The sequence below is a fragment of the Streptomyces sp. NPDC048516 genome (assembly GCF_043199875.1).
GTDB lineage: Bacteria > Actinomycetota > Actinomycetes > Streptomycetales > Streptomycetaceae > Streptomyces.
In genome coordinates this window covers 30,898-57,217 of sequence record NZ_JBICWS010000004.1, presented here as the reverse complement: position 1 = coordinate 57,217, position 26,320 = coordinate 30,898, and the positions used below count along the sequence as shown (strand labels likewise).

26 protein-coding genes and 1 pseudogene are annotated in these 26,320 nt (G+C 69.7%); 12 read left to right on the top strand and 15 right to left on the bottom strand.

The genetic code is table 11. The features are described 5' to 3' along the window. Positions 1–53: 53 nt before the first annotated feature. The 7 genes from ACGFR7_RS09780 to ACGFR7_RS09750 all read right to left on the bottom strand — a co-directional run bounded on the left by ACGFR7_RS09780 (position 54) and on the right by ACGFR7_RS09750 (position 4,488). The gene (locus tag ACGFR7_RS09780) at positions 54–299 is read right to left on the bottom strand and encodes a hypothetical protein (protein WP_365195997.1); all 246 of its coding nucleotides are present in this window, start codon (positions 297–299) and stop codon (positions 54–56) included. Further along, entirely contained in the window at positions 296–1,117 is an 822-nt protein-coding gene (locus ACGFR7_RS09775; protein ID WP_393315520.1) for a hypothetical protein, read from the bottom strand. The genes ACGFR7_RS09780 and ACGFR7_RS09775 overlap by 4 nt, the downstream gene beginning before the upstream one ends. Further along, the gene (locus ACGFR7_RS09770) at positions 1,114–1,851 is read right to left on the bottom strand and encodes a hypothetical protein (protein ID WP_393315517.1); all 738 of its coding nucleotides are present in this window, start codon (positions 1,849–1,851) and stop codon (positions 1,114–1,116) included. The genes ACGFR7_RS09775 and ACGFR7_RS09770 overlap by 4 nt, the downstream gene beginning before the upstream one ends. Before the next feature lie 246 nt (positions 1,852–2,097). Next, a complete protein-coding gene (locus ACGFR7_RS09765; protein ID WP_393315514.1) occupies positions 2,098–3,009 on the bottom strand; it encodes a recombinase RecT in 912 nt (303 codons plus the stop codon). After that, a complete protein-coding gene (locus tag ACGFR7_RS09760) occupies positions 3,006–4,016 on the bottom strand; it encodes a YqaJ viral recombinase family protein (protein WP_393315511.1) in 1,011 nt (336 codons plus the stop codon). The genes ACGFR7_RS09765 and ACGFR7_RS09760 overlap by 4 nt, the downstream gene beginning before the upstream one ends. Positions 4,017–4,057: 41 nt before the next feature. Further along, the gene (locus ACGFR7_RS09755; protein WP_393315508.1) at positions 4,058–4,333 is read right to left on the bottom strand and encodes a hypothetical protein; all 276 of its coding nucleotides are present in this window, start codon (positions 4,331–4,333) and stop codon (positions 4,058–4,060) included. A 14-nt stretch (positions 4,334–4,347) separates the two neighbouring features. Next, positions 4,348–4,488, bottom strand: coding sequence for a hypothetical protein (locus ACGFR7_RS09750; RefSeq protein ID WP_393315505.1), 141 nt, complete (start codon positions 4,486–4,488; stop codon positions 4,348–4,350). 164 nt (positions 4,489–4,652) lie between these two features. Here ACGFR7_RS09750 and ACGFR7_RS09745 point away from each other — a divergent pair, with 164 nt between their 5' ends. Both ACGFR7_RS09745 and ACGFR7_RS09740 read left to right on the top strand, forming a co-directional pair. Next, entirely contained in the window at positions 4,653–5,132 is a 480-nt protein-coding gene (locus tag ACGFR7_RS09745; RefSeq protein ID WP_393315502.1) for a helix-turn-helix domain-containing protein, read from the top strand. Positions 5,133–5,252: 120 nt separating this feature from the next. After that, entirely contained in the window at positions 5,253–5,465 is a 213-nt protein-coding gene (locus ACGFR7_RS09740) for a hypothetical protein (RefSeq protein ID WP_393315499.1), read from the top strand. A gap of 55 nt (positions 5,466–5,520) precedes the next feature. Here ACGFR7_RS09740 and ACGFR7_RS09735 read toward each other — a convergent pair whose 3' ends face one another. Then, positions 5,521–7,269 (bottom strand): recombinase family protein, encoded by a 1,749-nt coding sequence (locus ACGFR7_RS09735; protein WP_393315496.1) that lies wholly within the window; start codon positions 7,267–7,269, stop codon positions 5,521–5,523. Positions 7,270–7,302: 33 nt separating this feature from the next. Here ACGFR7_RS09735 and ACGFR7_RS09730 point away from each other — a divergent pair. Together ACGFR7_RS09730 and ACGFR7_RS09725 are read left to right on the top strand one after the other, a co-directional pair. After that, positions 7,303–7,596: pseudogene (locus tag ACGFR7_RS09730) on the top strand (phosphoribosyltransferase); the annotation flags it as partial. A 361-nt stretch (positions 7,597–7,957) separates the two neighbouring features. Further along, the gene (locus tag ACGFR7_RS09725; protein ID WP_393316509.1) at positions 7,958–9,454 is read left to right on the top strand and encodes a ricin-type beta-trefoil lectin domain protein; all 1,497 of its coding nucleotides are present in this window, start codon (positions 7,958–7,960) and stop codon (positions 9,452–9,454) included. 139 nt (positions 9,455–9,593) lie between these two features. Here ACGFR7_RS09725 and ACGFR7_RS09720 read toward each other — a convergent pair whose 3' ends face one another. The 4 genes from ACGFR7_RS09720 to ACGFR7_RS09705 form a co-directional block, all read right to left on the bottom strand. After that, on the bottom strand, positions 9,594–10,538 hold the full coding sequence (locus ACGFR7_RS09720; RefSeq protein ID WP_393315493.1) for a YIP1 family protein: 945 nt from the start codon (positions 10,536–10,538) through the stop codon (positions 9,594–9,596). 142 nt (positions 10,539–10,680) lie between these two features. Continuing rightward, positions 10,681–11,244 (bottom strand): GNAT family N-acetyltransferase, encoded by a 564-nt coding sequence (locus ACGFR7_RS09715; protein ID WP_393315491.1) that lies wholly within the window; start codon positions 11,242–11,244, stop codon positions 10,681–10,683. Between the two features lie 72 nt (positions 11,245–11,316). Further along, on the bottom strand, positions 11,317–12,639 hold the full coding sequence (locus tag ACGFR7_RS09710) for an FG-GAP repeat domain-containing protein (RefSeq protein WP_393315488.1): 1,323 nt from the start codon (positions 12,637–12,639) through the stop codon (positions 11,317–11,319). 171 nt (positions 12,640–12,810) lie between these two features. Then, a complete protein-coding gene (locus ACGFR7_RS09705; RefSeq protein WP_393315485.1) occupies positions 12,811–15,078 on the bottom strand; it encodes a heterodisulfide reductase-related iron-sulfur binding cluster in 2,268 nt (755 codons plus the stop codon). Between the two features lie 288 nt (positions 15,079–15,366). Here ACGFR7_RS09705 and dnaK point away from each other — a divergent pair, with 288 nt between their 5' ends. The 4 genes from dnaK to ACGFR7_RS09685 are packed head-to-tail and all read left to right on the top strand — an operon-like array spanning position 15,367 to position 19,542. Continuing rightward, positions 15,367–17,223, top strand: a complete 1,857-nt coding sequence (gene dnaK / locus ACGFR7_RS09700) for a molecular chaperone DnaK (RefSeq protein ID WP_159744689.1) — start codon at positions 15,367–15,369, stop codon at positions 17,221–17,223. Continuing rightward, entirely contained in the window at positions 17,220–17,870 is a 651-nt protein-coding gene (grpE, locus tag ACGFR7_RS09695) for a nucleotide exchange factor GrpE (protein WP_393315481.1), read from the top strand. The genes dnaK and grpE overlap by 4 nt, the downstream gene beginning before the upstream one ends. Positions 17,871–17,915: 45 nt before the next feature. Beyond that, the gene (gene dnaJ, locus ACGFR7_RS09690; RefSeq protein ID WP_393315478.1) at positions 17,916–19,088 is read left to right on the top strand and encodes a molecular chaperone DnaJ; all 1,173 of its coding nucleotides are present in this window, start codon (positions 17,916–17,918) and stop codon (positions 19,086–19,088) included. A 1-nt stretch (position 19,089) separates the two neighbouring features. Next, complete coding sequence (locus ACGFR7_RS09685; RefSeq protein ID WP_088798603.1) at positions 19,090–19,542, top strand: heat shock protein transcriptional repressor HspR; 453 nt, start codon at positions 19,090–19,092, stop codon at positions 19,540–19,542. A 138-nt stretch (positions 19,543–19,680) separates the two neighbouring features. Here ACGFR7_RS09685 and ACGFR7_RS09680 read toward each other — a convergent pair whose 3' ends face one another. From ACGFR7_RS09680 to ACGFR7_RS09670, 3 genes are all read right to left on the bottom strand, one after another. Then, complete coding sequence (locus ACGFR7_RS09680; protein WP_393315474.1) at positions 19,681–20,085, bottom strand: hypothetical protein; 405 nt, start codon at positions 20,083–20,085, stop codon at positions 19,681–19,683. Positions 20,086–20,528: 443 nt separating this feature from the next. Further along, on the bottom strand, positions 20,529–20,933 hold the full coding sequence (locus tag ACGFR7_RS09675; RefSeq protein WP_366580789.1) for a pyridoxamine 5'-phosphate oxidase family protein: 405 nt from the start codon (positions 20,931–20,933) through the stop codon (positions 20,529–20,531). A gap of 29 nt (positions 20,934–20,962) precedes the next feature. Continuing rightward, positions 20,963–21,535 (bottom strand): Uma2 family endonuclease, encoded by a 573-nt coding sequence (locus tag ACGFR7_RS09670; RefSeq protein WP_393316506.1) that lies wholly within the window; start codon positions 21,533–21,535, stop codon positions 20,963–20,965. A gap of 257 nt (positions 21,536–21,792) precedes the next feature. Between ACGFR7_RS09670 and clpB the strand changes: the two genes are divergently transcribed. The 4 genes from clpB to ACGFR7_RS09650 all read left to right on the top strand — a co-directional run bounded on the left by clpB (position 21,793) and on the right by ACGFR7_RS09650 (position 26,241). Then, positions 21,793–24,423 carry an ATP-dependent chaperone ClpB gene (clpB, locus tag ACGFR7_RS09665; RefSeq protein WP_393315470.1) on the top strand — a complete coding sequence of 877 codons (2,631 nt, stop codon included), beginning with the start codon at positions 21,793–21,795 and terminating at the stop codon, positions 24,421–24,423. Positions 24,424–24,590: 167 nt separating this feature from the next. Then, complete coding sequence (locus tag ACGFR7_RS09660; RefSeq protein WP_086718879.1) at positions 24,591–25,127, top strand: YbjN domain-containing protein; 537 nt, start codon at positions 24,591–24,593, stop codon at positions 25,125–25,127. Between the two features lie 241 nt (positions 25,128–25,368). Further along, positions 25,369–25,833, top strand: coding sequence for a hypothetical protein (locus ACGFR7_RS09655; RefSeq protein WP_393315466.1), 465 nt, complete (start codon positions 25,369–25,371; stop codon positions 25,831–25,833). Between the two features lie 45 nt (positions 25,834–25,878). Further along, positions 25,879–26,241, top strand: a complete 363-nt coding sequence (locus ACGFR7_RS09650; protein WP_393315463.1) for a hypothetical protein — start codon at positions 25,879–25,881, stop codon at positions 26,239–26,241. The last annotated feature ends 79 nt before the right edge of the window (positions 26,242–26,320 follow it).

The window sequence follows — 26,320 nt, the reverse complement described above, 5'->3', positions numbered from 1 at the left end:
CCGGCCGAGCGGTACGCCCGAGGCGACGACGAGCGCGGCGACGAGTTGGGCGTTCACGGGGTCGGTTCTCCGTTCGTACGGGTACGGCGAGTCAGGCGAGCGACGAGGCGCCGAGCGCCGCGGGTCTCCCGCGCGCGAGGCGCGACCGGTCGCGCGTGCCGGGTGGTGTTGATCTCCCATCCCTCGATGGCGAGGCGGTCGAGCAGCTCGGCCGCGGTGAGCGTGGCGAGGTGGGGGTGCACGTCGAGGGCGTCGGTCAAGTGGGCGGCGATCACTGCGCGCGCGGCTGCGGGAGTCATCGGCGGTGTGCTCCCGAGGTGTGGCGGGCGCGGCTCTCGCGCGGGGCGGGTGGCTGGCACATGAGGCGGGCGAGGCGGACCTGCTCGGCCTCGGCCTGCTCGTCGTCGGTGGGGTCGAGTTGTGCGATCAGGGCCTCGATGCGCGAGGGGTGAACGCCAGACAGTGCGCGGCGACCCTTGCCGTTACGCCGGTATCCGCTCTGGCACGGCTGGTCGGGCTGTGCGTGGCAGTGCGGGCAGCGGACGCCGAGCGGGTCGGGGATGCCCTCGGCGACGATCGCCTCGCGGTGGGCCCGGGCCGGCCGGTAGGGGGCGAGGTCGCGGGCGACGTGCTCGGGCATGTAGCGGCGCGGACCGTCGCCGACTCCCGACATGAGGGCGGCGAGACGTTTCTGCCCTGTCGAGTTGATCTCGGCGCGGTACTGCGACGGCGGGGTGTGCCCATGGGCGACCGCGGCTCGGGTGCCGAGCAGTTCCTCGCGCCATGCCTGCGGGTCGTCGGGGTCCGCGGCCGGTACGGGGTCGGTGTGCCGGTTCATGAGCTCGCCGCGGTGCGGTGCCCATGCGGCGAGCACGTCGTGCGGCTCGACAGCGCGGAACTGCGCGGACCGGTCACCGGCGCGCTGCTCGTAGTAGCGGCGCACGGCCTGCGAGGCATCCCAACCGGTGTCGGGCAGGGTGGCGGGGACCTCGGCGAGGGCGGCCGTCCAATCGGCGATGGTGCGGGCGGACTGCTGCGGGTCGGCGAGGGCGCGGCGCACGCGGGAGTCGAGCCGGCCGGCGTAGGCGAGTAGGGCGGCGATGTGTTCGTCGATCACGGGGTGCCCTCCTTTTGGGCTTTCAGCAGGGCGAGGCCGGCGGCGAGGTTGTCCGTGTAGGCGGCGGGCGCCGGCGAGCGCAGGGGCACGACGTTGGGGCCGGGGCGAGCGGACGGTGCGCGGTCGAGGTCGCCCCACACGCGCAGCCAGTAGCGGGCCGGTTTCGGCTCGGTGCCCGGTTGGGTGCGGCGGGCGGCGAGCTCGACGAGGGCCTCGACGCCGTGCTGCTGGACGAGGCGCCAGACGTCGCGCTGCTCGCCGAGCCCGAGTGTCCAGCGGACGGCAACGCCGGCGGCGGCGAGCGCGTCGCCGAGCGGGTGCAGTTCGGGAATCAGCGGGGACCGGGCGGGGGTGTTCGCGCGCGGCTGCTGCTGTGCTTCCTGTTCTCTCTTGTTCTTCTTGTTCTGGGGGCCGGTTTCCGCTCCCCCTCGGGCCGGATTCCGGCCCCCCTCCGTACCGGATTCCGGTCCCCGGGGGGCCGATCCTCGGCCCGGGTCGGAATCCGGCCCGGGCCGATTTCCGGCCCCCTGCGCGTCGACGAGCGGCAGATGGTAAACGGTCTCCCCGCGGGGCCCGGTGACGTCCTCGACGACGGCGAGCTCGCCCGAGTCGAGCAGTGCGTCGACGGCGTCCCGCACGGTCGAACGGGCGGCGCGGGTGCGCTGCACGAGCATCGCCGTACCGGCGTAGGCGATGGCGTCAGCGTTCGCCCTGTCAGCGATTGCGAGCAGCACTGTTCGAGCGGTACCTCGGGCGGTGGCGTGGTCCCATACCCAATCCGTCGCGGCGCGGCTCAACTGTCCTTCTCCTTACGGGTGTTGGTGAGCCGGGGGCCTCGGGGCGGCCGGCGAGGGCGGCGGGAGTATGGGCGGGGCAGCGGTGGCCGGTGAGGTAGTGGCGCACGCCGTCGACGGCGCGACAGTGGCGGCCGGCGGCGCCGTCCCAATGCCCGCAACGGGTCGGGACGGCGGGCCCGTGGCTCACTGCGCGGCGTCGGCCGCGGCTGGCTCGGCGGCCTCGGGCCATCCGGAGAACTGCGAGGGCACGTCCTCGACCGTGGCCTGCTCGGCGCCCTGCGGGGCCGGCTGCGGCACGGTCTCACCCTCGATGTAGTCCCCGGGCACGTCGAGCCCCTCGGGTGACGCATCACGCCGCACGGTCTCGTCGTGCGCGACCGCCCGAGCGAGCTCGGCACTCTTCGGAATGATCTTGAAGAGTTGGCGAATGGCGGTCTTGCGGGCCATCGCGTCGTAGTCCGTCGACCACGGCCCAAAGTCCTTGGCCTTGCTGCGCTTTCGAATCGTCTCGATGTCGTCGACGTCGAGCACGACGAACGCGCTACCGCCGTTCGACAGGCGCGCAACGGCGTAGTAGTCCGTCGGCCGGCCCTTGGCCGAGCCGCGCGCCGGCCGGTGCGTCAACTTCGGTTCGAGCCCGTACTCGTACTCGAACTCGTCGCCCTCGTACACGGTGTGGGCGTCGAGGCCAGCGGCGAGCGGGTGCTGCCAAAACAGCTTGATCATGCCCTGATAGCCGATGACGAGCTGTACCTCGTACGCCCGAACCTTCTTGTTCCAGAACGGCAGCAGGTACGCCTCGCCGGACACGCCGCCCGGTTCGAGGCCGAGCGCCGAGCAGGTCATCAGCGCGCCGGCGAACGACTCTTGCGTGCACTCGGCGAGGTGCTCGACCCTGCGCAGCTCGGTAAGCGCGATGCGCGCGATACGGTCGGCGCCGCCGAGGTGCGCGGGCAGCGCACGCTCGATCTCCGGGCGCATCTGCTGCACGAACTGCACGAGCGTCGCCGGCTGCGCAGGGCGGTTGGGCTGAACGGCGGGGGAGTGCGACCGGGTGCGCTTGTTGGCGACGCGCTCGGCAAGATTGGTGCTCACGCTGCGGACTCCTTCGGGACGACGAGACGTCGGGCGCGGTGCGCCCGGAACTCGTCGGGGTGCTCGGCGGCGAGGCGCTTGGTATCGAGCGCGTCGACGCGGTGCGTGTACTGCTGTGCGAGGTCCGGGTGCGCGGCGGCGAACCGCTTCGTCGAGAGCGGGCCGTTCTGCTTCCACGTGAAGGCGACGGCGCCCTGCGTCTTGACGATCTCGGCCTCGCCGGCGACCGCCTTCAAGCGGTTGTCGACCTCGCGCAGCTCGTCGGCGGTCCTCGCCTCGCGGGCCTTGAGCTCGCGCCGGCGTTCCAGCAGCGGCCCGACCTCGGACGGGTCGGCGACGGTCACAGACTCGGCCTTGACCTTGTAGAGGTGGCCGAGCAGTTCCTCGGTCGCCTCAGACCCATCGACCGGGGGCGGGGTGCCGTCGAGCACTCCCTGCCAGAACTCGCCGACGAGGGCGACGAGGTGCTCGACGAGGGCCTCGTCGCGCTCGACTCGGTGAATCAGCAGTCGGTTACCGCCGAGCAGCGCGGCGACGTGCGCGTGCGAGTAGCCGGTGACGGCGAGGTACCAGTGAGTTTGAAGGGCCGGCCCGTCCGGCACGCTGTCGAGCCACTCGTCGAGCTGATAGGCCGAGCGCGTCTTGATCTCCAAGAGGCTGGACGGCTGCGCGTCCTCGTCGAGCACGTACCGGTCGACGTTAGCGAGCATCCAACGGCGCTCGACGTGCGCGAGCGTCCCCGGGCCATCGACGACGGCGAGGCCGGAGCGCTCGGAGAACACGCGGGCGATGGTCGGCTCGTGTGCCAGTCCCCAGAACGCAGCCTCGGCGAGGTCCGGGTGCTGGGGACGGTCGAGCGGCAGCTCGCCCCGCTTGTCGAGGTAGACCTCGTGCGCCGAGGTGTACTTGCTCATGCCGAGTACCGCGGCGACTTCCGAGCCGCCAACTCCCGTGCGGCGTACAGTGAGCCACGCCTCGCGATCAAGGTTCGGCGGGGCAACAACCACGCCAGTAGGGGACACAGTGGCCGGCTGTGCCGGCGTGCTGATCACTTGCTCGTCCCGACGTACCGGGCGTAGACGCGGTACTCGGCGACGCCGCCCTCGGTGACCGTGCGGGCAACAGCCTCGAACGATCCGGCAGGGGCGTAAGCGGCGAGGCGTGCGTTTCGGATGGCCTGCGCCGCGGATGCTGCGCGGGTCATGCTCGTGGGCTTGCGCACCACACCCCACACGTTCGGGTGCGCGCGCAGCTCGCCGGCGATCCGGGTGTGCTTGGTGTTGCGCTGCTTGGGCGGCGGGCCGACAAACTCGACGGTGCTCACGTGCTGCTCTCTCCTCACGCTGCGGACTGGCGCTCGGTGCGCTCGGCACGCGCCCGGTGGATGTGAGGGGCGAGGACTCGCCGAATCAAGTCGATCTGCTCGACGCTCGGCTCGCTGTCCTCGCGCGGCTTGGTCTGTGCCTCGTGGTCGGTCACGGCTCCCCCTCCGTTCTGTTCCACAAATCGAACAGCCAAGGGCGCAAAGCAAGGCATAGCCCCCGACAGGCTGTTGCAGATATCGAACACGGCAACCGTACGAGGCGCGAAAGCGCACGTCAACGCGATTGGTGGCGTGGCCACGCGGGGTGATGTGCGATTAGATGAGACTGTTCGAGTTTTGCAACAAGAACAGGAGTGACAGCGTGTCGGAGACCGGCACCCCCTACGGCACCCCCTTTGGGGACCTTCTACGTGCCGCCAAAGCAGAGACCGGGCTCTCGTATCGCAAGCTCGCAGAGCGCGCGGTCGACCCAACCACGGGGGTAGAGGTGGGTTACACGACGTTGCATCGGATCGCGCAAGACAAGTCGATCATGCTCGAACCCGGTGTCGTTGGCGCCGTCGCAGCAGCCATCGGCAAGCCTGAGCGACAGGTGCGCATCGCGGCGTCGCAGCAATACTGCGGACTCATCGCTGATGACGTGTTCGAGGCGAGCAGCGAAGATGCGACAGTCGTCGTCGTGCACGCTCCGGGCATGAAGCGCGAGGACATGCCCAAGGTCGAGCAGCTACTCAGGCGGTACGCCGCCGGCGAGCTGCCCGAGGAACTTTCCGAGGGTGGTGAGCGTCCCTCTAGCTAGTAGATCACCCGCTGTCTAAGGGGCGTGACCTGCGGTGTTTACCGGAGTATGGTGGTCCGGGCCTTTGCCTCGCGCATATGTTCGAGCGGAGGTCCCGTCATGGCCACAAGGGGGCAACACTTGATCCGCGTCACCCGCACCGACCTCGACACAGGAGCAATCGCAGTCGTCCGCGCGACCGAGGACGGACTGAGCATCGACATGGACCGGCGCCACATCTCCCCCACAGGGGCGGCCGGCCTGCAGCAAGCATTGAACGGCCTCGCCCCCCACTCGGGCCGTGACAACGAAACGAGAGACTCACGCCCCACCGGGGGCGAGAGCGACCGCTAGAACGACGACGAGGGCCGCACAGCACACGCTGTGCGGCCCTTCTGGCGTCCAGGGGTCACGCTGCCTTGGCGAGCTGCTTCTGCTCGGTGACCGTCGGTCGCAGTGACTTACGAACCACCGTGACGTACGTCGAGATCGCCACACCGGCACGGCTGTGCCGACCCTTGCCCACGGAATGCAGGGTGACCTCTAGCAGCGACTCGACGATCAAGCGCTGCTGCGCGACGGTCAGTTGCTCCCATGCCGCTTCGATCTCCTTGCGCGAGGCCGCGCTGGCGAGGTCCGCGACGACGTCCGGAGCGCGCAATGACTTCGCGACCTTCTCGGCGTCGTTGATCTTCGGGGTCAGGCCGGCCTCGACCGCGGCGAGGCTATCCGCAGACAACTCGCCGGCGATGGCCTTGTCGCGGAACTCCTGCAACCGCCCCTTGAGCAGCGCCGCCTCGGCCTCGGCCTCGGCGATCTTCTTCTGCAACTCCTCGTCACCCTTGGTGTATGCCTCGACGAACGCCGGCGAGGCGATCCAGTCGAACAACTCGCCGCGCACGTACTCGTCGATCGGGGCCTGCTTCCCGCTGACGTGATAGCCCTTCTCGCCGTTCTTCCCGGGTTGCTTGCACTGATAGTTCATGCCGTAGTCCGTCGGGTTGGACACGACCGGCACGCGGCACGAGGCGCACCCCATGATTCCCGAGAGCAGATACCGCGCCATCCCCGGGCGGGAATTGGTCGACTTGCTGCCACGCGAGGCGATGACCGACTGACACTTGACGAAAATGCGCTTCGGCACAATCTCGGGCCACGCCTCCTCTTTCGTCACCTGCCCATGGTGAGTGCGAGCGCCGGTGTACCGAATGTCGGTCGCGTAATCCTTGATCGTCGCGCCGTGCCAGATTGCAGCGATCAGCGGCTCGCACCGCTCGTTGTAATCGCGAGCGATAGCGAGTTGGTCCTCGCCAAGGGCGAGCCGCCCAACGGTCTCACGCCACAGCGGCAGGTACTCGGGCTCGCTCGGCTCATGGTGTGACAGGCGCACGACCATGCCCTTAGTCCAGCGCAGCGCGGGAGCTGGAATGCGCCTCTTATTCAAGTCGGCAGCGATGGCCTTGTACGGCTCACCGTTCGCGACACGCTTGCAAATCTCCTTGACGATGGGTGCCTGCTCCGGGTCTTTCTCAACCCTGATGAATGCGCCCGTCAGGGGGTCGTACACGCGGCGGTATCCGTACGGAGTGATGCCGTGCGGCCGGCCCGAGGCGGCGTTCGCGCGCAACGTCCGCTTGACGTTGTCGCGCAGCTCGTCGACCTCGCGCTCGCCAATCAGCGCGTCGAGGCCCGTGCGGAAACGGTCATCCTTGTTCGACAGGTCATAGACCTTGCCGCCGTAGCACCACAGAACGCCGTGCTTCGCACAAGCAGCACGCAGCCGCGTATACACATCGAGCTCGCGCTGTAGGCGAGTCGCCGCCCACGCGAACACGATGTCGAGCTTTCCACCCTCGATCCACTCGATCATTCGCTCGAACTCTTCGCGCTCGCGGTCGCGGAAGCGAGAAGCCGAGCGGTCATCGTCTACGAAGTCTTCGACGATGCCCACGCCGAGGCGGTCGGCGTCAGCCTGCGAGGCGTCGAGCTGCTCGCGCACCGAGAACCCTCGGCGCGCGCTCTTGCCGCGGTACGCGCTTTTACGTGCGTACCTGCCACCGCGCAAACCAGTGAACGAGCGAGGACCCTCGCCCCGATCACCGGTAAGGACATGGGAGCGAGGAACCTCGCTCCGAGCTGCAACAACAGACGTCGTCATGTAGCCCTCCAGCACCAAGACTATGCCTTGCGCGGGACTACGCTGGAGATGCCGGTCATGCTGGCGCCGGTGCCTAACGCGATCGACTTCTCGGAGAAGAAGGTGCTGATCGCCGATGACGTCGCCGACACCGGCAAGACGCTGAAGCTGGTGCACGACTTCTGCCAGGGGACCGTGGCGGAGGTCCGCAGCGCGGTGATCTATGAGAAGTCGCAGTCGCTGGTGAAGTGCGAGTACGTGTGGAAGCGCACGGACGACTGGATCAACTTCCCGTGGAGCGTCGAGCCGCCGGTGGTGCGGCGCGAGGGCCAGGTTCTCGACGCCTGAGGCGCCGGGCCCGACCCGGTTGACCCGGTCGACCCGACCCGGTCGACCCGGACCGCTCGCCGCTCGCCGCTCGCCGCTCGCCGATCGCCCTCCCTGGTAAGGGAGTTGGCGGCCGGGTGGGTCCGGTGGGCCGGATGCGCTGCCCTGCGCTGGTTTCGGCCAATCCCGTTCCGGGTGTTCCGCCGCTGTCTACCTGCGAGTACAACCCGCGGTAACAGCAGACCGGAGGGGAGGCCCCATGGTGCGTGCGAGACGTAGGCGGTGGGCGTTACGCGGGCAGGCGGCGTTACGCGGCCAGTGGGCGTTACGCGGGCGGCGGCTGAGGGGCGGCGTGACGGTCTCGGTCGCGGCGTGGGCCGTGATGTTCTCGGGGGCCGTGGGCGGGGCGAGTGCCGCCACCGCCACCGGCACCGCACCGCACCCGGCGGTGGTCGCGGCCCCGGCCGCCAAGCCGTTGGCGCCGGAGCTGGAGAAGATCCGGGCGCGGGAGGCGGCCACCCTCTACGGGGATCCGGCCGTGCGGCCCCTCGGGGAGCGGAAGACCTCGTTGATCTCGCTGGGGGACAGTGAGATCTCGGGGGAGGGTGTCGGGACGTATGAGCCGGGCACGGACGGGCCGGCGAACTGGTGTCACCGGTCGCCGGACTCGGCGATCCACCGGACCGGTATCGCGGCGGATGTGACGTACAACGCCGCCTGCTCGGGCGCGGGCACCGGCAACATCGTGATCGGCGGCAGCAAGCAGTACGCCGATGAGCTGGTGCAGAGCGACGCGCTCGCCATCGCGGCCCGTAACACCCGGCTGAAGATGGTGCTGCTGGTCGCCGGCGCCAATGACGATCTGCAGTTCGGGCCGGTGATGACGGACTGCGTGGTGCGCTGGTTCCTGCTGCAGGGCACCTGTGAGCCGAAGTACCAGCCGGGCTGGCAGGCGCGGGTCGACGGGCTGGTGCCCAAGGTCGAGCGGACGGTCGGCGATCTGCGGACCGTGATGCGGGACGCGGGCTACGCGGACGGGGACTACCGGCTCGTGGTGATGTCGTATCCGAGTCCGATCGGGCCGGATGTCGAGGACAACCCGCACTACCCCGGGAAGCTGCTGGGCGGGTGCACGGGCTACACCTCCGACGCGGGCTGGGGGCGCAATGCCGCCGTGCCGGCCTTCGAGAAGGGGATGCGGAAGGCCGCACGGGAGGCGGGGGCGAGCTACCTCGACGCCTCGCGGCTGTTCCACGGGCACGAGGTGTGCATGGAGGACACCTGGGCCCGGGGGCTGTATGTGAATCTCGGCAACCCCATCCCGCCGGACTCGAATTCGGTGCGGCAGTCGTTCCATCCCAACGCCCGCGGGCACCGCGCGTTCGCGTCGTGTCTGACCCAGCTGTACGACACGGGGCTGCGCGAGGCCTCCTGCGCCGATCCCGCGAGCACCGGGCAGCCGAAGCTGTACGCGGGGACCTGGGACGAGATGTACCGGCCGCTGCGGAACGCCGGTACGGGGAGCTGCGTGGACGCGACCGGGGCATCGAGCCGTAACGGGACGGCGGTCGGCGGCTGGGACTGCCACGGCCAGCGCAACCAGGACTGGTGGTACGACGGGGAGCAGCGGTCGGTGCACGTGGGACTGACGCAGGACCGGTGCCTGGACGTGCCGGGCGCGCAGTACCGTGCCGGGGCCGGCCTGGTGCTGTGGAACTGCTCGGGCGCGGCCAACCAGCAGTTCGTACGGGACGGTGGCGGCACGATCCGGCCCGCTGCCGCGCCGTCGCTCTGCCTGACGCTGGGCGCGGCGAAGGAAGCGCTGCGGCTGCAGGGGTGCGACGGCTCGGCGGGGCAGCGGTTCGCAGAGGGAGCCTGAGGGAGCCTGAGGGAACTTGAGGAGGCGGAGGAGGCCGGAGGAGGCCTGAGGGACCTGGCCGCGGCACCGGCCGTACGGCAAGGGGCCCGCCCCGGAGTCGGTGCTCCGGGGCGGGCCCCTTGCCGTGGCCGGTACGGCTTTACAGGGTGCCGAGCTTCAGCAGGGCGAGCAGCGCGACCAGCTGGATCGACGCGGCGCCGAGGGCCTTGGGCCACGGCAGATCGTGCGTCTTGCTGACCATGGAGGTCAGCAGATAGCCGCCGGCGAGCCAGGTCAGCCAGCCCAGGACCTGGACCAGGGTGCTGTCACCGCCGAGGAACATCGCGAAGAGCAGCCGGGGCGCGTCCGAGATCGTCATGATCAGCATGGCCAGGCCGATGGTCGGCTGCCAGGGGCCGTCGCCGCCGAGCTGGCGGGCCAGGGTGTGGGTGACCGCACCCAGGATCAGGCTGCCGATGATGAACATCACGGCGGTGATCCCCACCCACGGGATGCTGTTGGAGAGGGTGGCGTTCAGCACATCCTCGCGGGCCTTGTCGAAGCCGAAGACCGCGAGCAGGCCGTAGACGAAGGTGACGATCAGTGCCGGGGCCCACACCGCGTGGTCACGCATCTGCCAGAACGTGGCATCGGGGCGCAGCACGATGCCGGACAGCAGCTGCTTCCAGTCCAGCCGGGGGCCGGCCGGCGGCGCGGTGGTCTGGCCGGCGCGGTAGGTGCCGCCGTCCGCGTACGCACCGTCGGCGCCGTCGTCGTACCCGCCCGGAGGCGGGCCGTAGGCATCCGGGGTGTCACCGACGCTGAACTGCTGGGTGTGGCCGGGGTTGTTGTCGTTCGAGTACGGCGCGTAGGCCTGCTGCGGGGGCTGGTAGCCCCCGTCGCCGAAGTACTCGGGCTCACCGTGCCGCCCGTGCGGTTGTGGCTGCCCCTGCGGCCCGCCGTACTGCTGCGGTGCCTGCTGCCACTGCCCGTGCGGCGGCGGGGGCTGCTGCCCGTACGGTGCTTGCTGCCCGTACGGCGTCTGCTGCCCCTGGTGCCCCTGCTGTCCGTTCTGCGCGGGGCGGGTGTCCCGTCCGCGACCCATCCTGAATCCAGCCACATAGTCGAAAGTACCTGGTCTGCGGGGGCGGGGTGGCCGGGCAGGGGGATCGGGCGCGGGTTTGCATCTGACCTGTGACATCCCCTAAGGGGCGCCTCCCCGCTCTCCGCGGGCCGGGCGGCATCCCCTAAGGGGTTCCCCGAGGGAGCCGCGGGCCCGGGACCGGGGTCCAGCGGAGGGTGAGGTCCGGCAGATTCTCCATGTTGGCGCTGCCGTCGTCGACGGCCACGACCCGGAAGCCGTGGTGGGCGTAGAACGCCCTTGCCCCGGTGTTGAGTTGGAAGACGTGCAGGTACAGGCCGTCGGGGCGGTGCCGCCGCGCCGCGGCGAGGAGGAGGGTGCCGATGCCGCGCCGCCGGACGTCCGGGCGGAGGTAGAGCTGGTCGAGCAGGTCGCCCTGTACGGCCGCGTAGCCCAGGAGCTCGGGGCCACGGGTGGCGACCAAGGTGTGACACTGCGGCAGCACGATCTCCCGGATCCAGCGGGTGACCTCGTCGTGGGTACGGCGCTGGGGCGGCAGGTAGGGCATGGTGGCCTGCCGTGACGCCTGGTGGACGGCGGCGATCGCGGGGGCGTCGGTCGGGAGGGCGAGCCGGACCGTGACGGGCGGGGCGGGCGGCGTCTCCCCTGGTGCGGGGCGCGTCCAGGCGCCCGGATCGTCAGCCGTGTCCCTGCCCGTGTCTGTGTTCATGGCGTCATGCTCGGATGCGTCCCGGCGCCGGGCAAGTGTATTAGCCACGGGCCACAATCTGCTGGCGGACCGTCAGGAAGCTGTGAAGTCCGCCGTGGTGAAGGAGAGGACGGGGCGCGCGGTGAGGCCTGACGGGCCGCCGGGGAGGACCGTCACTCTGTCGTGGGTGCGGCCGCGCCGGGTGAACAGGACGAGGTCGGCGCGGTGGTCGCCGTCGAAGTCGGTGAGGGCGAGAACCGTGGAGTACGGGCGCCCGGCACCGGGGAGGCGGGGCACGGGGAGGCGGCGGACGGTGGCGGAGAGCCCGTTCGCGGTGCCGCTCAGCAGGGCGGGGCGGGTGCCGCCGATCACAAGATCCGGGTGGCCGTCGTGGTCCGCGTCGGCGGCGGCGAGGGTGGGAACCCCGCCCGTGCCCGTACGGATCCGGCCGGGGCGGCCGCCGACGGACAGCTCACCGCCGGTGTCGGCGGTGACGGAGGTCACCCCCCGCCCGGCCCCGGCGAAGCGCCCGAAGGCCGTGGCGTAGCCGGGTGGGTAGGCGGCCGGGCCAGCCCTGAGCGGGCCCCGGGGGCCGCCGAGGGCGAGGCGGCTGCGGGCGCGGCGGCCGGGGGCGGCGGAGCGTACGAGGAGGTCGTCGGCGCCGTCGTGATTGATGTCGGGAGACGGCGCGAGGGGCCCCGGAGCGGCCAGGGCGGTGCCGGGGACGGGGAGCGGGGCGCCGGCCGCCGCGGGGGCGCCGGTGCGGGTGAAAGGCCCCTTCAGGTAGCTGATCCGGGGGCCGGAGGCGGTGACGGCCAGGTCGGGTGCGCCATCGCCGTCGAAGTCGCCGCAGACCGGCTGGTCGGGCCATTCGTTGCCGAACCGCGCCCGGTCGGGGATGCGGAGTGTCACCGCCCGGGCGGCGCCGAGGCCCCGGGGCGAGCCGAACAGCAGCTGGACGGGGACGGGCGGGCGGCCCACGCCGTCGTAGGGCGGGTCGGTGGTGACGACGAGATCACTGAAGCCGTCCCGGTCGAGGTCGCAGACGGTCTCGGCGTCGAAGGCGGCGGGGACGGCCGGGCCGGTGCGGGCGGCGTTCCGGGCCGGGGTGAGCAATTCCCGGGTGGCGGGGGCGAGTCCGTGCGCGGAGCCGTAGAGGATGCCGATGCCCGGGTCGTCGTCGCGGCCGCGGGCGGGGGCGAGCAGGCTGTCGAGGACCAGGTCGGGGTGGCCGTCGCCGTTGAAGTCGCCGGTGGCCTTGCTCCCCCGGCCGGCCGGGACGGGGCGCGCGGCCGGCAGCGACGAGGCGCGGTGGGGGGCGGCGCGGCGCGTGTCGCCGGAGGGGGAGAGCAGGCCGCAGGAGCCGAGAAGAAGGGCCAGCCCGAGCCCCGCTGCCGTGGCGATCCGTCTGCGCATTCCGTCCCCACCCCGCCCGTACCGCTGTTGTCGTGTCGTGTCGTGTCGTCGTCCGTGGCCCGGGTGCCGCCGTCCTGCCCTGCCCGTCCGCACCCGCGGTACCCAACCGCCGACGGCCGGCCCCGTGCAGAGCAGGGGGCCGGCCGTCGGTCAACGCGCTGGTGCGCGCCGTTACTTCACCGGTTCCGGCTCCGGCGCGTCCGCACTCTCCTCGTCGCCCGCCGGGTCGACGGGGGTCTTGACGGAGTCCAGCAGCAGCTGGGCCACGTCGACGACCTGGATGGATTCCTTCGCCTTGCCGTCGTTCTTCTTGCCGTTGACCGAGTCGGTGAGCATGACCAGGCAGAACGGGCAGGCCGTCGAGACGATGTCGGGGTTGAGCGAGAGGGCCTCGTCGACGCGCTCGTTGTTGATGCGCTTGCCGATGCGCTCTTCCATCCACATGCGGGCACCGCCGGCGCCACAGCAGAAGCCGCGCTCCTTGTGGCGGTGCATCTCCTCGTTCCGCAGGCCCGGCACCTTGGCGATGATCTCGCGCGGCGGGGTGTAGACCTTGTTGTGGCGGCCCAGGTAGCAGGGGTCGTGGTAGGTGATCAGACCCTCGACCGGGGTGACGGGGATGAGCTTGCCTTCGTCCACCAGGTGCTGGAGCAGCTGGGTGTGGTGGATGACCTCGTACTCGCCGCCCAGCTGCGGGTACTCGTTCGCGATGGTGTTGAAGCAGTGCGGGCAGGTCGCGACGATCTTCTTCGACGCCTTCGGCTTCTTGGTCGACTCGTCCTCGTCGTCCTCGCCGAAGGCGGCGTTCAGCGTGGCGACGTTCTCCGCGCCGAGCTGCTGGAAGAGGAATTCGTTGCCCAGACGGCGCGGGGAGTCACCGGTGCACTTCTCGTCGCCGCCCATGATCGCGAACTTCACGCCCGCGATGTGCAGCAGCTCCGCGAAGGCCTTGGTGGTCTTCTTGGCGCGGTCCTCCAGGGCACCGGCGCAGCCGACCCAGTAGAGGTACTCGACCTCGGTCAGGTCCTCGATGTCCTGGCCGACGATCGGGACCTCGAAGTCGACCTCCTTGGTCCAGGCCAGCCGCTGCTTCTTGGCCAGGCCCCAGGGGTTGCCCTTCTTCTCCAGGTTCTTGAGCATCGTGCCCGCCTCGGACGGGAACGAGGACTCGATCATGACCTGGTAGCGGCGCATGTCGACGATGTGGTCGATGTGCTCGATGTCGACCGGGCACTGCTCGACACAGGCGCCGCAGGTGGTGCAGGACCACAGGACGTCGGGGTCGATGACGCCGTTCTCCTCGGCGGTGCCGATCAGCGGGCGCTCGGCCTCGGCCAGCGCCGCCGCGGGCACGCCGGCCAGCTGCTCGGCACTCGCCTTCTCGTTGCCCTCTTCGTCCTTGCCGCCGCCCGCGAGCAGGTACGGCGCCTTGGCGTGCGCATGGTCGCGCAGCGACATGATCAGGAGCTTGGGGGAGAGCGGCTTGCCGGTGTTCCAGGCGGGGCACTGCGACTGGCAGCGGCCGCACTCGGTGCAGGTGGAGAAGTCGAGCAGGCCCTTCCAGGAGAAGTGCTCGACCTGGGAGACGCCGAACTGGTCGTCCTCGCCCGGGTCCTCGAAGTCGATCGGCTTGCCCGCGCTGGTCATCGGCTGCAGCGCGCCGAGCGCGACGGCGCCGTCCGCCTCGCGCTTGAACCAGATGTTGGGGAAGGCCAGGAAGCGGTGCCAGGCGACACCCATGTCCGTCTTCAGCGAGACCGTGATCATCCAGATGAAGGACGTCGCGATCTTGAGGCCGGCGAAGAAGTAGGTGAGGTTCTGCAGGGTGCCGAGGCTCATCCCCTTGAAGGCCGCGACCAGCGGGTACGACAGGAAGTACGCCGGCTCGTAGTGGTCGACGCCGTGCTGGGCGCCCTCCAGGGCGTGCAGCGTCACGATGCAGATGCCGACGATGAGGATGACGGCCTCGACGAAGTACGCCTGGCCGGTGTTGGAGCCCGCGAAGCGGGACTTGCGGCCCGCGTTGCCGGGGCGGCTCAGCTGGCGGATGACGATCAGGACGATGATGCCCACGGTCGTCAGCGTGCCCATCGCCTCGACGTACATCTCCCACGGCAGCCAGTCGCCGATGACCGGGATCAGCCAGTCGGCCCGGAAGAGCTGGCCGATGGCGTTGACGATCGTCAGCAGCAGGGTGAGGAAGCCCACCGCCACGAACCAGTGCGCGACGCCGACGACGCCCCAGCGGTTCATGCGAGTGTGGCCGACGAACTCCCTGGCCACCGTCACGGTCCGCTGGGCGGGGGCGTCGGTCCGGGTGCCGGCGGGCACCGGCTGGCCCAGTCGCAGCTGGCGGTAGATCTGCAGGAGGGCGCGGCCGAACAGCGCCACGGCGACCGCGATGAGCACCAGCGACACGATGATCGCGGCGAGTTGCATGGGAGGCTCCTCGTACCTGCGAGAGCGGAAACGGAGTAACTACTAAGCGGTAACTTTTTTGGTCTGTCGCTGAGGTTACCCATTCTCCCCCGTGCCATGAAGCCGCCCGGCCGGTGATCTGCGTCGCGAAGGCAACCCTGTGTACACCCCCGGCGTCTTGGCCGCTGAGGCCTGGTGACGATAAGGGCAATATAAAACTTGAGCCCATGGGACTCATGTCTGTTGACAGGTTTTCTTCGGTACTGCACTCTTGAGCCTGTTCCACTCAAGTCAGCTGGAGGAATTGAAATGGCACGTGCGGTCGGCATCGACCTGGGCACGACGAACTCCGTCGTCAGTGTTCTCGAAGGCGGTGAGCCCACCGTCATCACCAACGCCGAGGGCGCCAGGACCACGCCGTCCGTTGTCGCCTTCGCCAAGAACGGCGAGGTGCTGGTCGGCGAGGTCGCCAAGCGTCAGGCGGTCACCAACGTCGACAGGACCATCCGGTCGGTCAAGCGCCACATGGGCACCGACTGGAAGATCGACATCGACGGCAAGGGCTTCAACCCGCAGCAGATGAGCGCCTTCATCCTGCAGAAGCTCAAGCGCGACGCCGAGTCGTACCTCGGGGAGAAGGTCGTCGACGCGGTCATCACCGTTCCGGCCTACTTCAACGACTCCGAGCGCCAGGCCACCAAGGAGGCCGGTGAGATCGCGGGCCTCAACGTCCTGCGGATCGTCAACGAGCCCACCGCGGCGGCCCTGGCCTACGGCCTGGAGAAGGACGACCAGACCATTCTGGTCTTCGACCTCGGTGGCGGCACCTTCGACGTCTCGCTCCTGGAGATCGGCGACGGCGTCGTCGAGGTGAAGGCCACCAACGGTGACAACCACCTCGGTGGTGACGACTGGGACCAGCGCGTCGTCGACTACCTGGTCAAGCAGTTCCAGAACGGCCACGGCGTCGACCTGGCCAAGGACAAGATGGCGCTGCAGCGTCTGCGCGAGGCCGCCGAGAAGGCGAAGATCGAGCTGTCGTCCTCCACCGAGACGACGATCAACCTTCCCTACATCACCGCCTCCGCCGAGGGCCCGCTGCACCTGGACGAGAAGCTCACGCGCTCGCAGTTCCAGCAGCTCACCTCGGACCTCCTGGACCGCTGCAAGACACCGTTCCACAACGTGATCAAGGACGCGGGTATCAACCTGTCCGAGATCGACCACGTGGTCCTGGTCGGCGGCTCCACCCGTATGCCCGCCGTCGCCGAGCTCGTCAAGGAGCTGACCGGCGGCAAGGACGCCAACAAGGGCGTCAACCCGGACGAGGTCGTCGCCATCGGCGCCACCCTCCAGGCCGGTGTGCTCAAGGGTGAGGTCAAGGACGTCCTCCTGCTGGACGTCACCCCGCTGTCCCTCGGTATCGAGACCAAGGGCGGCATCATGACCAAGCTCATCGAGCGCAACACCACGATCCCGACCAAGCGGTCCGAGATCTTCACGACGGCCGAGGACAACCAGCCGTCCGTGCAGATCCAGGTCTACCAGGGCGAGCGCGAGATCGCGGCGTACAACAAGAAGCTCGGGATGTTCGAGCTGACCGGTCTGCCGCCGGCCCCCCGCGGGGTCCCGCAGATCGAGGTCTCCTTCGACATCGACGCCAACGGCATCATGCACGTGACCGCGAAGGACCTGGGCACGGGCAAGGAGCAGAAGATGACCGTCACCGGCGGCTCCTCGCTGCCGAAGGACGAGGTCGACCGGATGCGCCAGGAGGCCGAGCAGTACGCGGACGAGGACACCAAGCGCCGCGAGGCCGCCGAGACCCGCAACCAGGCCGAACAGCTCGTCTACCAGACCGAGAAGTTCCTCAAGGACAACGAGGAGAAGGTCCCCGGCGAGGTCAAGACCGAGGTCGAGGAAGCCCTCACCGAGCTGAAGGAAAAGCTCAAGGGCGAGGACACCGCCGAGATCCGGACCGCCACCGAGAAGGTCGCGGCCGTCTCCCAGAAGCTGGGCCAGGCCATGTACGCCGACGCCCAGGGTGCGGCCGGTGCCGAGGGCGCTGCCGGTGCCGAGGGCGCCGAGCAGGCCAAGGCCGAGGACGACGTCGTGGACGCCGAGATCGTCGACGACGAGAAGCCCAAGAAGGACGGTGCCGCGTGACGGAGGAGACCCCGGGCTTCGACGAGAAGCCCGACGTCCCTTCCGACGCCGCTCCCGAAGACGCGGCGCAGGCCGAGTCCGCCGACAAGGCGGGCTCGGCCCCGGCCGGGGACGTAACGGACGTAGCGCTCCAGGCGCAGCTGGACCAGGTACGTACGGCGCTCAACGAGCGCACGGCGGACCTCCAGCGGCTCCAGGCGGAGTACCAGAACTACCGCCGTCGGGTGGAACGGGACCGGGTCACGGTCAAGGAGATCGCCGCGGCGAACCTCCTGTCCGAGCTCCTTCCCACCCTCGACGACATCGGCCGTGCCCGTGAGCACGGTGAACTGGTCGGCGGCTTCAAGTCGGTGGCCGAATCGATGGAGACCGTGGTCGCCAAGCTGGGTCTGCAGCAGTTCGGCAAGGAGGGTGAGCCCTTCGACCCGACGATCCACGAGGCGCTGATGCATTCGTACGCACCGGATGTCACCGAGACGACGTGCGTGGCGATCCTGCAGCCCGGGTATCGCATCGGTGAACGAACGATCCGCCCCGCGCGGGTCGCCGTCGCCGAGCCGCAGCCGGGTGCCCAGGGCGCCAAGTCCGCCTCCGACGAGGACCCCCAGGCTTCGGACGAGGAGAGCGGTGGCCCGGACGAGGGCTGACGTGAGGACAGAGAGTAAATCCGTGCGGGAGGAGGGACGTCGGGGATGAGCACCAAGGACTTCGTCGAGAAGGACTACTACAAGGTCCTCGGCGTCCCGAAGGACGCCACCGAAGCGGAGATCAAGAAGGCGTACCGCAAGCTCGCCCGGGAGTTCCACCCGGACGCCAACAAGGGCGACGCCAAGGCCGAGGAGCGCTTCAAGGAGATCTCCGAGGCCCACGACGTCCTGGGCGACACCAAGCGCCGCAAGGAGTACGACGAGGCGCGCACGCTGTTCGGCAACGGCGGCTACCGCCCGGGTCCGGGCGGCGGCGGCTCCTTCAACTTCGACCTGGGTGACCTCTTCGGGGGCACGCCCGGTCAGGGCGGCGGGGGCGGCGGCTTCGGCGGCGGGCTCGGGGACGTCTTCGGCGGCCTGTTCAACCGCGGCGGCGCCGGTACGCGTACCCACGCGCGCCGCGGCCAGGACATCGAGTCCGAGGTGACGCTCAGCTTCACCGAGGCGGTCGACGGGGCCACGGTCCCGCTGCGGATGTCCAGCCAGGCGCCGTGCAAGGCGTGTTCGGGTACCGGCGACAAGAACGGTACGCCGCGGGTCTGTCCGACCTGTGTCGGCACCGGCCAGGTCAGCCGGGGCGCGGGCGGTGGCTTCTCGCTCACCGACCCGTGCGCCGACTGCAAGGGCCGGGGCCTGATCGCCCAGGACCCCTGCGAGGTCTGCAAGGGCAGTGGCCGGGCGACCAGTGCCCGCACGATGCAGGTCCGGATCCCCGCGGGCGTCTCCGACGGGCAGCGCATCCGGCTGCGCGGCAAGGGCGCTCCGGGCGAGCAGGGCGGCCCGGCCGGCGATCTGTACGTGGTCGTGCATGTCGACGCCCACCCGGTCTTCGGCCGCAAGGGCGACAACCTCACCGTCACGGTGCCGGTCACCTTCCCGGAGGCCGCGCTCGGTGGTGAGGTCAAGGTGCCGACGCTGGGCGGCCCGCCGGTGACGCTGAAGCTGCCGGCCGGCACCCCCAACGGACGCACCATGCGCGCCCGGGGCAAGGGTGCGACCCGTAAGGACGGCACCCGGGGTGATCTGCTGGTCACCATAGAGGTGCTGGTCCCGAGCGACCTCAGCGGCAAGGCGAAGGAGTCGCTGGAGTCCTATCGCGAGGCGACCGCGGGCCCGGACCCGCGGGCAGAGCTGTTCCAGGCCGCGAAGGGAGCTTGAGATGGACAGCCGGGGCGGGCAGCGTCGTAACCCCTATGAACTGACCGAAGAGTCGCCGGTGTATGTCATCTCCGTCGCGGCTCAGCTCTCCGGACTGCATCCGCAGACCCTTCGGCAGTACGACCGGCTGGGGCTGGTCTCGCCCGACCGCACGCCCGGGCGGGGCCGCCGCTATTCGGCCCGGGACATCGAACTGCTCCGTACGGTGCAGCAGTTGTCCCAGGACGAGGGCATCAACCTCGCCGGCATCAAGCGCATCATCGAGCTGGAGAACCAGGTCGCCGCCCTGCAGCAGCGGGTCGTCGAACTGCAGGGCGCCCTGGAGGGCGCGGCCAGCGCGATGCAGCAGCGGGAAGCGGCGGTGCACGCCTCCTACCGGCGGGATCTGGTGCCGTATCACGACGTGCAGCAGACCAGCGCGCTGGTGGTGTGGCGGCCCAAGCGGCCGGAGTGATCCGGCAGGCCGGGGCACGGGCACCCGGCGCGTGAGGTGGCAAAGGGCCGGGGAAACCCGGCCCTTGTCGCGTTTTTGCGCACGGTGCGGGGCGTCGTGGTGTGCCGCCTGCGTCCGCCCGCGTACGGCCGCGCCCGCTCAGCAGCCGTTGTACCCCGCCGTCGGCATCGACAGCCGGCGGTGCACATGCGACTTCATCGCCAGGGTGTAGACCGGCTCGTCGAAGTCGGTGGTCTCCAGGCGCACCCCGGCCTCGGCGCACCGTGCCGTGAACTCGGCGGCGTTGTCGATGGCATTCTCCAGTGCCCGGCGGTTGGGCGCCACGAACACATCCACCAGGCCCGCTTCGACATCGCGCCACAGCGCGCCGTGATCGGCGCGCAGGTGGTGCAGGCTGAGCCGGCAGGTCAGGTGGTAGTCACGGGCTGCCGCCCACTGGGTGCACATGTCGTGCTGGCCGCGGTCATCGACCAGGAACGGATCCTCGTCCAGCTCGGACAGCGGCATCAGGCAGGCGATCGCCGTCACTCGGACCGAGTTCATCGTGCCCTCCGGGGCGTGGCGACTGTGGGGGCGACGATACCCCCGCGGGTGGCCCGTGGAGGAGGGGCTGTACCGGGCGGCGAAGCGTAACCGCAGGCGTGACAGATCTTCCAGCCGTCCTGGCTGACGGCCAGTTGGCCGCCGCAGCGCGGGCAGAGCTCGGCGTGCGGATGCGGCCGGGTGGAGGACGGACGTCTTGGGGACGGACGCCTTGGGGACGGACGGCCCGGAGCGGTCGTCACGATGCGCACTGCCGACGCCATGCGGCCTCCAGCTGCCGTCTTTTGCCTGGGGCAGGCCCGATGCCGTCCGCCATTGCACGGAGCTGTTCGGTTCCCGTCGCTCCTGAGTACCAGGTGGACGGCCGGCGGCGGAGCGGGAAGGTCCGTTTTCGGCCAGGGGGCCGACGGGCCCAGCGGGACGCGGGGGCGGCGGCCCGGCCCTCAGGCCCGGCCCATCGCCTTGGTCACCGCGATCTCGATCATGACGCGATCGGGGTTGGGCGTGGGGGTCCGGCCGTAGCGCTCGGCGTACCGGCGCACCGCGTCGGCCACCGACTCGCTGTCCGTACGCACCCGCCCGATGCCCTCCAGGGTGGCCCAGCGGCCCTTGTCGACCTGGCACACGGCGACGGTGGCGCCGTCCGCCCCGGCGGCGAGGACGTTTTTGACCTTGGTGCTGTCCTTGCGGGTGATGATCCGCGCGATCCGCTGCCCGGCGTCGTAGGTGACGCCCACCGGGACGACGTGCGGCGTCCCGTTCGTCCGCAGCGTGGTGAGGGTCGGCATCAGGTACTCGCCCCAGAAGGCGAGGTACTCCGGGCTGAGGGCACTGAGGTCATGGGCCATGGGGGCAAGGGTAGGCCGGGGCCCGGGGGTCAGAGGAAGTCGGTGGTTTCCAGCTCGAAGGAGAAGGGGGCGGGGAGGGGGAGGGGTTTGCCGAAGGGGGCGATGTGGGTGGCGAGGTAGTCCTCGCCCTCCGGCTCGCTGAACAGCGTGACCGCTGACTTGTCACGGTCGACCAGGAGATGGAGCGGGATGCCGGAGCGGGCGTAGCCATGGCCTTTGGAGACGCGGTCCTTGCGGGGCTTGCGCGACGTCACCTCGACGACCATGGCGACGCCGTCGCTGGGCATCCAGGGAGGGGCGCCGCGGAAGAGACGAAGCGCTCGTGGGGCGATGGTGGCGTCGGGGATCACGTGGTCCGCGGGCCGGCCCGCCGGGTGGGGAAGGACAAGTCCTTTGTGTCCCGAGAACTGCATCGCCGTCGCGGACAACTGCATCACTTGCTCGGAGACGAGACCCAGGTAGTCCTCGTGGTCGCCGTCCGGCGGCGGTGTCACAGCGATCTCCCCCTCGATGAGCTCGGCTCGGAAACCTGCCGGGGTCTCCAGCGCCAGAAAGCCTTCCAGGAGGATGTCGTCCTGCGTGGGCATCGGCTCGTGTGCCATAGCCGTCATGCTGCACCTCCTCGTGGTCGAAGGCCAGTGTCGCCGGGTGGTGCGGGTCCGGACGGCGCGTTGGGTGCGATTCCCTCGCACGAGTGAGCGAGGGTGGGGTGGGCAGGGCTCCCGGAACAACCTTGAGTGGAATAGACTCAACTTATCGCACGTTGGCATGAGCAGGGTGGGTGCCGTACAGGCGCAGAATGGGCCCGAACGAGCCCGCCAGAGGCTGTTCAGGACGAGTCGAGGAGGATCGCGAGGACGTGGACGCCGAGCTGACCAACAAGAGCCGGGAGGCGCTGAGCGCCGCCAATGAGCGGGCGGTCACCGCCGGGCACGCGGACATGACGTCCGCGCATCTCCTGCTCGCGCTGCTGGCCGGGCAGGACAACGAGAACATCATGGACCTGCTGTCCGCCGTCGAGGCGGACGCCGCCGTGCTGCGCAACGGCGCCGAACGGCAGCTCGCCGGGCTGCCGAGCGTGCAGGGCTCGACGGTCGCGCCGCCGCAGCCGGACCGCGACCTGCTCTCCGCCATCGCCGACGCCACCCAGCGCGCCAAGGAACTCGGTGACGCCTATGTCTCCACCGAGCACCTGCTCATCGGGATCGCCGCCAAGGGCGGGCGCACCGGTGAGCTGCTGGCCGACCAGGGCGCGAGCGCCAAGAAGCTGCTGGCCGCCTTCGAGGCGAGCCGGGGCGGGCAGCGGGTGACCAACGCCGACCCGGAGGGCACGTACAAGGCGCTGGAGAAGTTCGGTACGGACTTCACGGCGGCCGCCCGCGAGGGCAAGCTCGACCCGGTCATCGGCCGGGACCACGAGATCCGGCGCGTGGTGCAGGTGCTCTCCCGCCGGACGAAGAACAACCCGGTGCTGATCGGCGAGCCGGGCGTCGGCAAGACCGCCGTCGTCGAGGGACTGGCACAGCGGATCGTCAAGGGCGATGTGCCCGAGTCGCTGCGCGACAAGCGGCTGGTCGCACTCGACCTGGGGGCGATGGTCGCGGGCGCCAAGTACCGCGGCGAGTTCGAGGAGCGGCTGAAGACCGTCCTCGCGGAGATCAAGTCCAGCGAGGGCCAGATCATCACCTTCATCGACGAGCTGCACACCGTCGTGGGCGCGGGCGCCGGCGGCGACTCGTCCATGGACGCCGGCAACATGCTCAAGCCGATGCTGGCCCGTGGTGAGCTGCGGATGGTCGGCGCGACGACGCTGGACGAGTACCGCGAGCGGATCGAGAAGGACCCGGCGCTGGAGCGGCGCTTCCAGCAGGTGCTGGTCACCGAGCCGACCGTCGAGGACACGGTGGCCATCCTGCGCGGGCTCAAGGGCCGCTACGAGGCCCACCACAAGGTGCAGATCGCGGACTCCGCGCTGGTCGCCGCCGCCTCCCTCTCCGACCGCTACATCACCTCCCGCTTCCTGCCCGACAAGGCCATCGACCTGGTCGACGAGGCCGCCTCCCGGCTCCGTATGGAGATCGACTCCTCCCCGGTGGAGATCGACGAGCTCCAGCGCGCCGTGGACCGTCTCAAGATGGAGGAGCTGGCGCTGCGCAACGAGACCGACGCCGGCTCCCTCCAGCGGCTGGAGAAGCTGCGCAAGGACCTCGCCGACAAGGAGGAGGAGCTGCGCGGCCTGACCGCCCGCTGGGAGAAGGAGAAGGAAAGCCTCAACCGGGTCGGCGCGCTCAAGGAAAAGCTCGACGAGCTGCGCGGCCAGGCCGAGCGGGCGCAGCGCGACGGCGACTTCGACACCGCTTCCAAGCTGCTCTACGGCGAGATCCCGGGCGTCGAGCAGGCGCTGGAGGAGGCGGCCGCCGCCGAGGCCGAGCAGGAGGCCTCCAAGGAGTCCATGGTCAAGGAGGAGGTCGGCCCCGACGACATCGCGGATGTGGTCGGCGCCTGGACCGGCATCCCGGCCGGCCGGCTGCTGGAGGGCGAGACCCAGAAGCTCCTGCGCATGGAGGAAGAGCTCGGCAAGCGGCTGATCGGCCAGACCGAGGCCGTACGGTCGGTCTCCGACGCCGTCCGCCGCACCCGCGCCGGCATCGCCGACCCGGACCGCCCCACCGGCTCCTTCCTCTTCCTCGGCCCGACCGGTGTCGGCAAGACCGAGCTGGCCAAGGCGCTCGCGGACTTCCTCTTCGACGACGAGCGGGCGATGGTCCGGATCGACATGTCGGAGTACGGCGAGAAGCACAGCGTGGCGCGGCTGGTCGGTGCGCCGCCCGGCTACGTCGGCTACGAGGAGGGCGGCCAGCTCACGGAGGCCGTCCGCCGCCGCCCGTACTCCGTCGTCCTGCTGGACGAGGTCGAGAAGGCCCACCACGACGTCTTCGACATCCTGCTGCAGGTCCTCGACGACGGCCGGCTCACCGACGGCCAGGGCCGTACGGTCGACTTCCGCAACACCATCCTCATCCTGACCTCCAACCTCGGCTCCAATTTCCTGATGGACCCGCTGCTCAAGGAGGACCAGAAGAAGGAGAAGGTGCTGGAGACGGTCCGGGTCTCCTTCCGCCCCGAGTTCCTCAACCGGCTCGACGACGTGGTGGTCTTCCACCCGCTCGGCACCGATCAGCTTCAGCGGATCGCCCGGATCCAGCTCGACCACCTGCAGCGCCGTCTCGGCGATCGCCGTCTGACGCTGGACGTCACCGACCGTGCCCTGACCTGGCTCGCCTGGCTGGGCCAGGAGCCGGTCGTCGACGCCCCGGCCCCGGACCTGTCCTACGGTGCCCGGCCGCTGCGCCGTCTGATCCAGACGGCCATCGGCGACCCGCTCGCCCGCGCCATCCTGGCGGGCGAGGTGCTGGACGGGGACATCGTGCGGGTGGATGTGGACGGCGACCAGCTGTCGGTGGAGCCGGCCGGGCGGACCGTGGCCTGACCGGCGCCGCGATCCGGGCGTACGGCTGCGGAGCGGGGCTCCGTCCGTGATCCTTTCCTAGACCGACACCATGACCGACACCTTGCCCGTATCCGCTCCGTCCCGGGTTGCCAGGACGGGGCGGGTGTGGGGGAGGATGGCAGGGACCATACGAAGGGAATTCCACGGTGAGCATCGACCCGTCCTCGATTCCGAATTTCGGGGGCCAGCCCGAACCCGAGCCCTCGGGGCCTGAGGGTCCCGTCGTGCCTGACCAGGACCTGGTCAAGCAGCTCCTCGACCAGATGGAGCTGAAGTACGTCGTCGACGAGGAGGGTGACCTCGCCGCTCCGTGGGAGCAGTTCCGCACGTACTTCATGTTCCGGGGCGAGGAGGAGCAGCAGATCTTCTCCGTCCGTACGTTCTACGACCGTGCCCACGGCATCGACGACAAGTCGAAGCTGCTGGAGGCGATCGACGACTGGAACCGCCGGACGCTGTGGCCCAAGGCCTACACCCACACCCACGACGACGGCACGGTCCGTCTGATCGGTGAAGCATCGATGCTGATCGGCACCGGTGTCTCGCTCGAACACTTCGTGTCGAGCACGGTCAGCTGGGTCCGCGCCTCGATCGAATTCGACAAGTGGATCGTCGAGCAGCTCGGCCTGGAAGCCGAGATCGAAGGCGACTCCGACGAGAAGCCGGGTGACGACGAGGCCTGAGCCCCGTCCGTCCCACCCCACCCTGCTGCGCGGGCCCCGAAGCTTCTGAGGCTTCGGGGCCCGCGTCTGTCTTGTGACGGGGGACGCGGGCAATCGCTGCGGGGCTCGGCCCGCCCTCCGGCTCTGTAAGCGATTCCACTTCCGGCCGACTTGATCATTTTCGGTCGCCAACCGTATTGGGTACATCGCTCGTCCATACACGCGGAGTTGAGCGGGCGCGGAGCCAAGGGGGAGGCCGGCGGTGTCCATCGAGCTGCCTGGTGAAGTCGTCTGGATCATGGACCTGACGGGCCTGGAATGGCCCGGCATCGACGAGGACGAACTGCGGGCCCGGGGCGGCCACGTACGGGAATTCGGCCAGAACCTCGCGGAGGGGCACAGCGGGCTTGACTCCACGCTGAAAGGACTCGCGGACATCTACGAGGGTGCCTCCTGCGACGCACTGCTCAGCCGCTGGAATCAGGTCACCGGTGAGCACGATACGGTCCTGACCAATTGCTGCGACGTCCTGGCCACGGCACTGGAGGTCGCGGCCACCGGTGTTGTCGTCGCCAAGGGTGCGGTCATCGCCCAACTGGTCATCAGGGCAGTCGAGATGGCGGCCGCGGCCGCCGCCACGGTAGCGACGCTCGGCATCGCTGCCGCCGCCGAGGCTGCCGCCATCGAGATCGGCAAACACATCATCAGAGAGGTCATCCATTGGTGACCATGTTCCCGCAGCCGGTGAAGATCTTTAATAAGTGAGGCGGGAATGCACTCCAGAAGCTTCAATCCATCGAGTATCCCGCATTTTTTCGCGGAGGTGGGCGGGGTTGGTAAATTCTTCAGATCCTGCCTCAATATTGAGTTCATCGATGACGTCCCCGTTTACAAGTCGTACATCGTCCGGAACCCTAAATCGCCAGACGCCAGGAATCTGCGTGAAGCATTGGAGTACCTGCTTCGTGAGAGGTCTGCCGCCGTAGAGGACTGGTACGAGCTGACCAGGGTCAACTTCTGGCGCGATGACCTTCTGTACGCCTACCTGCAGGATCTGTACGACTACTTCTACGGCGCCCGCAAGGAGCCGCCGGAGTCTCCGGATGATGTCCCGCCGCCCGGCTACGAGGTTTGACGACCCGTCGCACCACGGGTTGCTCGTGGGAAGATTGGCCACGCCCGATCAGCTCGAACTCTCGATGGACGGAGTCTCC

Bases quoted from the DNA above. Each gene is read 5' to 3' on its own strand.
- ACGFR7_RS09780 (WP_365195997.1), bottom strand. From the start codon at position 299: ATGACTCCCGCAGCCGCGCGCGCAGTGATCGCCGCCCACTTGACCGAC.
- dnaJ (WP_393315478.1), top strand. From the start codon at position 17,916: ATGAGCACCAAGGACTTCGTCGAGAAGGACTACTACAAGGTCCTCGGC.
- ACGFR7_RS09715 (WP_393315491.1), bottom strand. From the start codon at position 11,244: ATGAACACAGACACGGGCAGGGACACGGCTGACGATCCGGGCGCCTGG.
- ACGFR7_RS09735 (WP_393315496.1), bottom strand. From the start codon at position 7,269: ATGACGACGTCTGTTGTTGCAGCTCGGAGCGAGGTTCCTCGCTCCCAT.
- ACGFR7_RS09675 (WP_366580789.1), bottom strand. From the start codon at position 20,933: ATGGCCCATGACCTCAGTGCCCTCAGCCCGGAGTACCTCGCCTTCTGG.
- ACGFR7_RS09685 (WP_088798603.1), top strand. From the start codon at position 19,090: ATGGACAGCCGGGGCGGGCAGCGTCGTAACCCCTATGAACTGACCGAA.
- ACGFR7_RS09705 (WP_393315485.1), bottom strand. From the start codon at position 15,078: ATGCAACTCGCCGCGATCATCGTGTCGCTGGTGCTCATCGCGGTCGCC.
- ACGFR7_RS09710 (WP_393315488.1), bottom strand. From the start codon at position 12,639: ATGCGCAGACGGATCGCCACGGCAGCGGGGCTCGGGCTGGCCCTTCTT.
- ACGFR7_RS09745 (WP_393315502.1), top strand. From the start codon at position 4,653: ATGAGACTGTTCGAGTTTTGCAACAAGAACAGGAGTGACAGCGTGTCG.
- dnaK (WP_159744689.1), top strand. From the start codon at position 15,367: ATGGCACGTGCGGTCGGCATCGACCTGGGCACGACGAACTCCGTCGTC.
- ACGFR7_RS09720 (WP_393315493.1), bottom strand. From the start codon at position 10,538: ATGGGTCGCGGACGGGACACCCGCCCCGCGCAGAACGGACAGCAGGGG.
- ACGFR7_RS09680 (WP_393315474.1), bottom strand. From the start codon at position 20,085: ATGAACTCGGTCCGAGTGACGGCGATCGCCTGCCTGATGCCGCTGTCC.
- ACGFR7_RS09650 (WP_393315463.1), top strand. From the start codon at position 25,879: ATGCACTCCAGAAGCTTCAATCCATCGAGTATCCCGCATTTTTTCGCG.
- ACGFR7_RS09725 (WP_393316509.1), top strand. From the start codon at position 7,958: ATGTTCTCGGGGGCCGTGGGCGGGGCGAGTGCCGCCACCGCCACCGGC.
- ACGFR7_RS09670 (WP_393316506.1), bottom strand. From the start codon at position 21,535: ATGGCACACGAGCCGATGCCCACGCAGGACGACATCCTCCTGGAAGGC.